The 8,947-nt window shown below is 43.8% G+C and carries 8 protein-coding genes; 2 read left to right on the top strand and 6 right to left on the bottom strand.

Going from position 1 to position 8,947, the window contains the following annotated elements:
* The 6 genes from H6F80_RS28915 to hepC form a co-directional block, all read right to left on the bottom strand.
* The coding region (locus H6F80_RS28915; protein ID WP_190794963.1) for a glycosyltransferase family protein at nucleotides 1-1,113 on the bottom strand (1,113 nt) is incomplete at its 3' end.
* Nucleotides 1,114-1,224: 111 nt separating this feature from the next.
* Entirely contained in the window at nucleotides 1,225-1,575 is a 351-nt protein-coding gene (locus H6F80_RS31515) for a GtrA family protein (protein WP_190794962.1), read from the bottom strand.
* Between the two features lie 5 nt (nucleotides 1,576-1,580).
* Nucleotides 1,581-2,669 carry an NAD-dependent epimerase/dehydratase family protein gene (locus H6F80_RS28905; RefSeq protein ID WP_190794961.1) on the bottom strand — a complete coding sequence of 363 codons (1,089 nt, stop codon included), beginning with the start codon at nucleotides 2,667-2,669 and terminating at the stop codon, nucleotides 1,581-1,583.
* Nucleotides 2,666-3,970, bottom strand: coding sequence for an ABC transporter ATP-binding protein (locus tag H6F80_RS28900; protein ID WP_190794960.1), 1,305 nt, complete (start codon nucleotides 3,968-3,970; stop codon nucleotides 2,666-2,668). The genes H6F80_RS28905 and H6F80_RS28900 overlap by 4 nt, the downstream gene beginning before the upstream one ends.
* A gap of 56 nt (nucleotides 3,971-4,026) precedes the next feature.
* Nucleotides 4,027-4,893, bottom strand: a complete 867-nt coding sequence (locus H6F80_RS28895) for an ABC transporter permease (protein ID WP_190794959.1) — start codon at nucleotides 4,891-4,893, stop codon at nucleotides 4,027-4,029.
* Nucleotides 4,894-5,139: 246 nt separating this feature from the next.
* Nucleotides 5,140-6,078, bottom strand: coding sequence for a heterocyst development glycosyltransferase HepC (gene hepC, locus H6F80_RS30520; protein ID WP_190794958.1), 939 nt, complete (start codon nucleotides 6,076-6,078; stop codon nucleotides 5,140-5,142).
* 753 nt (nucleotides 6,079-6,831) lie between these two features.
* Here hepC and H6F80_RS28885 point away from each other — a divergent pair.
* Nucleotides 6,832-7,917 carry a glycosyltransferase gene (locus tag H6F80_RS28885; protein WP_190794957.1) on the top strand — a complete coding sequence of 362 codons (1,086 nt, stop codon included), beginning with the start codon at nucleotides 6,832-6,834 and terminating at the stop codon, nucleotides 7,915-7,917.
* Between the two features lie 59 nt (nucleotides 7,918-7,976).
* Nucleotides 7,977-8,947: GumC family protein (locus H6F80_RS28880; protein ID WP_242067631.1), on the top strand; the 971-nt coding region annotated here is incomplete at its 3' end.

Below are 8,947 nucleotides of genomic sequence, written 5' to 3'. Positions count from 1 at the left end.
ACCAAATTTAGTTTGGAATTCTAAAACAAAATGGGAGCTTGCAAAAGCAATTAAAATGATCCAACTTAAACAGCTAGGAATTAAATATCTTTCTATAAAAATAGGTTTAACTGTCCGTGAAATAAGCCAAACAAAAATAGGAACCAAAAGAAAACTAAGTGCAAATAGTAACAGGGGAAGCTCTAAATTTCTTTGAGTTCTTTGAGTTCTTTGCTGATTTTGGAAGCTTTCATGGTTGAAATGAGAATCATTTTGTCTGAATGATTTGAGCAGCAATAAACTACTAGCAGTTAGAATGATCCAACCTAGAGCACGAGCTTGGAAGAAGGATGATGAACTCAAATTCATCAAACTGGTCAGATTATTGAGAGCGGGAATGGGAATCCATGTACGAGGTCTACCCGCATCTGCCTGAATGAGGAGAGTAGGGATATAGAAAATCAGCGAAAGGCAACCAAGAATAATAGATAGATAAATTCTTGTCTTAAAAACCTTACAGTAGGCATCCCAAACTAACTGTGTTAGGAAGATAGCCCCGCTGTAAAAGATACCAAATAGATGAGTATGAACAATCGCCGCGTGTATGAAAGTATTACACAACAAACCCCATCGGTTTAGTTTGTCAGATCGATTTAATATATCAAACTGCAATAGACCCAGTGAGCAGACTGCCAAAAACAACCCATACATTCGAGCCTCTGCATTTTGGTCCAGGATAATTCCTGACGTACAAAATACAGTTAACAGTCCAAGCGCAGAGGGTAGAAAGCGATAGGTTCGACGAAGGGTTATCCAAGTAATAATGGCAGCAACACAAAGTCCTAAGCAAGAAAACAGGCGCAGCGATAGTTCTCCTATACCAAAGAATCTAGCCCAGACCCACCCAAATAAGAAATAGAGGATGGGAGTGTTGTTTATTTTGTCGTTAAAAGCGACCAACATGTGGCTGAACGACGGGTCTGAGAGAAAATAATAGGAATAAAGCTCATCATTCCAATAATATTTTTTGAATGAAACGATGACACAAGCGACTATTAGGGTGATCGAAATAAGCAAAGGAATAATATAACTCCAATCCCATACCTCTTTAAATTTCGTGTTGCTCCTAAACATTGAACACCTCATTTACTTGTTCTTAAATACCACTCGATCGCTGATAGCATAGTTCATTGCCGACCCTATCACGATTCCAATCAAGCTATTAACGGCGTAGTTAATGCCCATCTAATCTAGAAGGAGAAACAAAATGAAATCTCTTGCCGCAATCGATGCGCTACAAGACAAGTGATACAAAGGAATCTCTTGCCTAAAAATTTTGCGTATTGGCCAGTTATGGCTCGACCAAACCCAAAGCCGATAAATGGCAAAGCTAAAAAGTACTAAGATTTCGATCGAAATAAAGTTTGCTAGGTTACGCCAAGCCGGTTGCCCCAAGCTGAAAGATTTAACCGGAATCGCTAGGAGTAGGGTATTAAAGGCGGCTGAAATGATACCGCAGATGAGAAACCGAACAATACGATGCTTGAACAGCTTTCCTAAGCTACTTAAACTCTTAGTGAAGAAGATAGAAAACATGATCTTTAATGGCTAAGCACCATATCTTGGCACCATCGCCCAATGTTTGTAGTGAAAATCTCCTCCAGGATGTCTTTGACTGTATAGGTTAAATTCCAATCTGGATAGTGATCTTTGAACTTTTGAACATCGCTGATCCACCAGATATGATCGCCAATGCGGTTAGGCTCTGCATAGCTCCAGTTCAATTTCTTGTCTGCGATCGCTTCACAGTACTGGATTGCTTCCAGCATCGAGCAATTGCTGAAGCGACTGCCCCCAATGTTATAGACTTCTCCCCTACACGGATTCTGGTAGAAGTGATAGAACGCATTCACCAGGTCAAAGCTATGAATGTTGTCTCGCACCTGCTTTCCTTTGTAGCCAAACACTTGGTAAGGTTGACCCGTCATGGTGCATCCCATCAGGTACGATAAAAAGTCATGTAGTTTCATTCCAGAGTGACTGGGATCCGTTAAACACCCTCCCCGAAATACGGCAGTCCTCATCCCAAAGTAGCGACCATATTCTTGAACCAGTATGTCTGCTGCCACCTTTGAAGCTCCAAATAGCGAGTGCTTGAACTGGTCGATACTCATGGACTCATCAATGCCGCGATCGTAGTAGGAGTGGGTTTCAGCAATTTCCCATCGCAGTTCCTGTTCAACGAGCGGTAGATTATTGGGTGTGTCTCCATATACTTTATTCGTTGAACAAAAAGTGAATACCGCATTGGGACAGCTCTGGCGCGTATTCTCCAGTAAAACCAGCGTGCCGTTTGCATTGACGCTGAAATCTATGGAGGGATCTTTCGCTGCCCAGTCATATGATGGTTGAGCCGCTGTGTGAATAATGAGACGAATATCCTGGTTATAGGTCTTGAAGATATTGGAGATAACTTCTTGATCCCGAATGTCAGCGTTGTGATGAATGTATCGATCGCCATAGCACTGTAAAAGACGATCGCGGTTCCATTTGGTTGAGGCATCTGCACTAAAAAAGACTTGGCGCATATTGTTATCGATGCCAACCACAGTGTAGCCTTTGTCACAAAAAAACTGTACTGCTTCAGAGCCAATTAGTCCAGCCGATCCGGTCACAATGATGATGTTCATACTGGTTGCTCTACTTGCTCTTTCGTCAAAATTTTGAATGGGCAAACAACAACTCCATCAAAATCAGGTCTGGTACCAAGCTGTTCAGCCCCCACATCAATTACTTCAATTTCAAAGGCGGACTCAATGTGGTCAAACACCACCCCCCGCTCAGGGTTTGCTAACCAGAGACCAAATACATAGATTCCCGGATTGAGATAAAGGTGTTCAATCTGAAGATGAACCACATTTCGTCCCCTTTTCAGAAAGATAGTCTGTCCTAATGAAAGGGTGTCCGCATTGACTAACTTCGTTCCGCTCTGGTCAAACAAAATTACAGCTAGGCTATTAATCGATCGCTCTGCGTCTGAGACGATTTGTAAAAGAAAATGAACAGGCCCACCCGAATAAGGCTGCGATCGAACCGATTCCTGCAAGCTGCCGTATTTAACCGCTGTAAAACGAGCTTCTCCGGTTCCGCTGCGAATCGTATTGGCCATGCTGATCCATTCTAGAGGCGAAACCTGGGTATCACCGGAAGACATATAGCGAGCAACCAAACGGGTTGTATTGCCGAAGTCAACGAGTCTGCCCTGCTCAAATATTAAGCTCTGAGGGCAGAGCCGTTGCACTGCGTTCATATTGTGGCTAACAAACAGCACCGTCCTGCCCTCGTTCTCCGCCACGTCCTGCGTCTTACCCAAGCATTTTTTTTGAAACGACACGTCTCCTACTGCCAAAACTTCATCGACGATCAAAATTTCTGGCTCTAAGTGAGCCGCAACAGCAAAAGCAAGACGAACATACATGCCTGAAGAGTAGCGTTTGATGGGCGTATCAAGGAATCGTTCAACTTCGGCAAACGCAACAATTTTGTCAAACTTTCGTTTGATCTCAACTTTACTCATGCCTAAAATTGCGCCGTTGAGAAAGATATTTTCCCTTCCCGTAAGTTCTGGGTGAAATCCTGTGCCCACCTCTAAAAGGCTCGCAACTCTGCCCCTGATAGAAACTCTGCCGCGAGTCGGTTCCATAATTCGGCTGAGAATTTTTAGCAGCGTTGACTTTCCAGCTCCGTTACGACCGATAATTCCAATACGATCGCCCTGTTTAATTTCAAACGAAACATCTTTCAGTGCCCAAAATTCTTCACGAGTTGGATTCAGATGATGTAGCTTGTCAGGCTTCAATAGCGTTCGGGTAAGCGATTTGGCACCATCGCTCAATACATCACGTAGAGTCTTGTAGCTGCGCCCCTCTTCCTGATGTCTGATAATATATTTCTTGCTCAGGTTTTCAACTCGAATCACCCTACTGGACATCTGCTACACTCCCTAGATTTCCATCGCTTTTCATGAAAACAGCAGCTTTGGATAGATCAAATTACATCAGCAAACGTCCGTTCAACTTTGCGAAAATACCAGATCCCAGTTACCAGCATTAGTAAAACTAGTGCGATCGAAAGCAAAAAACTAGATAGGTCAATAAACGTCTCCTTTCCCAGAATTGCCCACCGAAATCCATCAATCACACTCACCATGGGATTGAGTGAATAAACGAGACGCCACTGTGGTGGTACAATGCTGCTGCTAAAGCCAACTGGAGAAATATATAAACCCAACTGGACGATAAACGGAACGATGTAGCGAAAATCCCGATATTCAACATTTAATGCTGCCAGCCATAAACCGACTCCCATGGCTGCTGCAAAGGCAACCAGGATGAATATCGGTAATGTCAGAATCTTCCAGGTTGGGATAAAGTCGTACCATACCATCAGTCCAACCAGGATCATGCCGGAGATCATGAAATCGACAAAGCTGACGATCACTGCACTGGTTGGCACAATTAAGCGCGGAAAGTAAACCTTTGAAAGCAGATTGGCATTACTGATTAAGCTATTACTGCACTCACTTAACGCACTTGAGAAAAATTGCCAGGGTAACATCGCTGAAAAGACGAGGATAGGGTAAGGAATACCCTCAGACGGCAAGTTTGCAAGATTACCAAAAACAACGGTAAATACAACCATGGTCAGGAATGGTCGGATCAATGCCCAAGTTACACCAATGACGGTTTGCTTATAGCGCACCAAAACATCACGCCACGCCAGGAAGTAGAACAGTTCCCGATAATTCCAGAGATCCTTCCAGTATTGGTGTTCAGCTTGGCCCGCCTCAATTACCAGTTCGTAGGGTTCCCAGTCATTGCGGTTATTTGTATTGTGCCTGCGGTGCTTCAGCATAGGAAGAATGGTGTTCCAAACCAGGAGTTAAAGAAAATCGCACACTGTTCCGGCAGTCCTTTCAAAACGAGGCGTTGCTGAATAAGCATATGATACGCCCCCCTAGCCCCCCAACTTTGGGGGGAACCAGAATTCAAAGTCCCCTAGCATTGGGGGATTTAGGGGGCGATGCAGAAGCTAAATTTACACCGTTCATATCCCGATTCAGCAACGCCCAAAACGACACTCAAGCAAGAACCTGTAAACCTAATACGCACCGAAACCAGTAAGAACTTTTGGAATCGTCATCAGCAAAATTTGAAAGTCTTTCCAGAGCGACCAGGACTTTAGATATTCCAGGTCAAGCTGGCTGACCGTGTCCAGGTCAACTAGATGCGATCGCCCTAAAACCTGCCATAAGCCTGTGATCCCCGGTAATGCTCTAAGTCGATGCAGATCTTCGTGCTTGATCCGAATTGCATCATAAATCGTCCAGGGCTGTGGACCTACCAGGCTCATCTCACCGCGCAACACGTTAATTAGCTGAGGTAATTCATCCAGACTATATTTCCGCATAAAACGCCCGATCGGTGTTACTCTCGGGTCATCTTTGTGCTTATGCAAGCCTTGCTGAGATCCCATGATGGTATGGTGAGTCTCCTCAGCATTAACAACCATCGTACGAAACTTCCAAATCTTAAATAGTCTTCCCCGACCCCCAACACGCCATTGCCTAAAAAAGATAGGACCTGGCGATGAAAGCTTAACCAGGACCATTAAGAACGCCATAAGCGGGCTTAGGACAAGAAGCATCAGTGCCGACAGGAACCAATCGATGAATCGCTTCGTTCGCCAGCCGAGTGAAGAACACTGGTTACGAAATTCCGCAGAAGGCAGCACAGTCAAAAAAACAGGTCTATTTGCATCATGACAAGCATCTGCCCAAGACTGCAATGCTGTTTCGCTTAACTTAATATTAAGGCAAACTGCTGCAACGCTAGAGAGCCGCAAGCAATCCTTAAGCCACTGTTCGCTTCTTAATGCCGGGATACCAGCATCGGAAGCATTCGCAGCATTTACAAATAAAAAATTGCTTCTCCAACATAAGGTTACGTTGGAGAATGTAGGAATATCAAGCTCTACCCAAGAGCTATTCTCTAGCCTTAACACCTTGATGTTAGTGAGGCGAATTCGTGTTGCAGTCATATAAATAGATTTGAAAGGCTTGAACAGGTCACACGAAACCCAACCTTGATTTAGTATTTGTAGAACCCTTATAAATTCCGCTATGGGACTAGTAGTAACTTTAACTACGTTCTACGACTGCTGCATTAACTTGAATTTATCGCTTACGAACTGACACCGCAATTGCCTCGCTATTTAACGCTTTAGCAGCCTAATGTTTGGTTGGATAGTTTAATTCAAGAACATATACGGTCTTTTTGAAAAAGCAAATCTACCTTTGGGATGAGTTACCCTCACAACACCCTGTACCAGTCTTAACAGAGCAGAGAGCAAAAATGATGTAAAAGAGTATGAACCCGAAGCAGATTTTCCCCGATAATAAAAGCTAATACAAATGCTGGTAGAGTCATGAAAATGCATCATCTTATCATAGCAGTCTAGTATTTTTGGTACTGATGAGCTGTTACAGGGTATCAGTCGGCATAAGCAGGCTGGCTTAGGTAATCAAGGAGCCATTTTGAACTGTGTTGAGCAACACTCACGAGTATCTATTTTTAAATTAGCTAAGTGTAAATTAGCTAAGTTCAATAAAGTCACGAAGGATTGGACAATTTAGGGTTAATGCCTTAGAGTTTAGGGCTCTTGTTCAGTCCTTAATTAAAATTACTAGCTTGCCTGATTCAATTTCTACGTATTTCGCACAGGAGTTTTTACTACTCCACGTATAAATTGTTCGTTAGTCCTGCAATAATAATGAGCTGAGAAAAGTAAGCTATGAAGGTCGCACTAATACATGACTATCTGACGCAGCGAGGTGGTGCTGAACGAGTCTTTGAACTGCTCTGCCAGCATTTTCCAGACGCTGATGTTTTTGCGTCTTTATATAGCCCAGACACAACGATCGACTTAGGGGATCGTCCAGTTCAAACAACTTATCTACAAAATATTCCGGGATCAACTCACTTCTTCAGGCTACTTGCCCCTCTGTACTTTCAAGCCTTTAAAGCACTTGATCTACAGGAGTACGACCTAATTATTAGCAGCACCAGTGGCTTTGCTAAAGCTGTCCGCAAGCGACCTGATGCAAAACACATCTGCTTCTGCCACAACGTGACTCGCTTTCTCTGGGATACTAAAACCTATCTAAGGGAATATAGACAGTACAAAAGGTTCTACCCGTTGCTGGAAAAGATTTTTCAGCGGATGCGGAAGGCTGACTTAGACGCTTCTAGCAGTCCTGATTTATACATTGCCAACTCTACAACGGTCGCAAACCGCATTCAGCGCATCTATAATAAGCCTGCGCTCGTAGCACACTATCCGATCGACATCACCAAATTTATTTTTTCTAGCCAGAAGGACAATTTTTTTCTCGTTTCTTCCCGGTTACTGAGCTACAAGCGGATTGATGCTATTGTAGAAGCCTTCAACTGGTTGGGGTTGCCCCTGCTTATTGCTGGAGAAGGTCCACAGCAAGGACAGTTGAAAGCTAAAGCGTTAGAAAATGTACAGTTTTTGGGATATGTGAGTGATGTAGAGCGCAGTTATCTTATGTCTAAAGCCAGTTCCGTAATTGTTGCAGCACTGGAAGATTATGGTTTGGTACCGATCGAAGCAAATGCTAGCGGTACACCCGTACTTGCCTTTGGTGCAGGTGGCGTTCTAGATACTCAAATTCCAGGAGTTACGGGTCTTTTTTTTAATCGGCAGACCCCCGATGCGATTCAGGCGACTGTTCTTGCATCTAAAACAGTGCAATGGAGCTATGAAGCCATTCGCGCTCATGTCCTCACCCAATTTACGGATAAAGCTTTCTTTCAACAAGTCGATAAGATTTTAAATAAAGTGCTAGATTGCTAGTACTCTAAGTTGGATTTTTTACGTTTCTACAGAGCCATATTTCGGTAGTCGTAACGACGATGACCAATAAGGACAAGATCAATTCAGCAGTAGAAGAGAGCGATCTAGGCTACGGTGACCTATTTGCTGTTCTTTTACGTCGTCGCTTCTGGATACTCGGCTCTATGAGTATTACGATCGCGATCGCAGCGCTATTAGCCGTACGGGAAAAGCCTGTTTATCAAAGTTCAATGCGGCTTCTGGTTGAACCTAACTATCCAAGCTCACAGGCACAATCGAATGTAGTCAATAATCCACTAGCTCCTAACGGTGAGGAGGACTACGCGACTCAAATTAACTTGATGCGTAGCGGCCAATTTCTACGGCGAGCAGTTGATGCTTTAAGGAATGAGTATCCAGATTTAGGTGTTAACGAAGTTTCAAAATCACTTAAGCTCTCTCAAGTCGTAGAGAATGAAACTCAGACTAAAATCTTTGAAGCGGTATATACCAGTGACGAGCCGATAAAGGCACAGAAGATTTTAGAAACCCTTCAAAAAGTATATCAAGACTATAACTTACAGCAGCAGGAACTCCGTTTGAACCGTGGTCTTGCAACAATTAATAAACAGCTTCAGGAGTCGCGTAAGAACTTGATTGATGCTCAAGCAGAGTTAGAACAGTTTTTAGGAAAATCTAGATTAGTTCAACCTCAGGAGCAGGCATCCTCCGCTTTAGGAGCACTCAGCCAGATTCAGCAAACGGAGCAAACGACCCGTACAGAATATGATGAAGCGCGTGCTCGTTATCTAACTATTCAGCGGCAGCTTGCCCTATCGCCTCAGGCGGCGCTCATTACTGCTCGGCTCAGTCAGTCGGAACGCTATCAATTTCTACTTGGGGAATTACAAAAAACTGATTTTGGGCTGGCAGGACTACGAGTCACCTATTCAGATGCTGCTCCTCCAGTGCAATCCCTACTAGCACAACGGCAAAGCCAGATTCGTTTATTACAGGAAGAGGTTACGCGAATCGTCGGTTCCGTCGCCGC

The organism is Leptolyngbya sp. FACHB-711, assembly GCF_014695615.1.
In the GTDB taxonomy this organism is placed as follows: Bacteria; Cyanobacteriota; Cyanobacteriia; order Elainellales; family Elainellaceae; genus Leptolyngbya_A.
Note: the sequence above shows the minus strand (reverse complement) of the source record. Positions and strands in the feature narration are given on the sequence as shown.

Bases quoted from the DNA above. Each gene is read 5' to 3' on its own strand.
- H6F80_RS31515 (WP_190794962.1), bottom strand. From the start codon at position 1,575: ATGTTTTCTATCTTCTTCACTAAGAGTTTAAGTAGCTTAGGAAAGCTG.
- H6F80_RS28905 (WP_190794961.1), bottom strand. From the start codon at position 2,669: ATGAACATCATCATTGTGACCGGATCGGCTGGACTAATTGGCTCTGAA.
- H6F80_RS28900 (WP_190794960.1), bottom strand. From the start codon at position 3,970: ATGTCCAGTAGGGTGATTCGAGTTGAAAACCTGAGCAAGAAATATATT.
- H6F80_RS28895 (WP_190794959.1), bottom strand. From the start codon at position 4,893: ATGCTGAAGCACCGCAGGCACAATACAAATAACCGCAATGACTGGGAA.
- hepC (WP_190794958.1), bottom strand. From the start codon at position 6,078: ATGACTGCAACACGAATTCGCCTCACTAACATCAAGGTGTTAAGGCTA.
- H6F80_RS28885 (WP_190794957.1), top strand. From the start codon at position 6,832: ATGAAGGTCGCACTAATACATGACTATCTGACGCAGCGAGGTGGTGCT.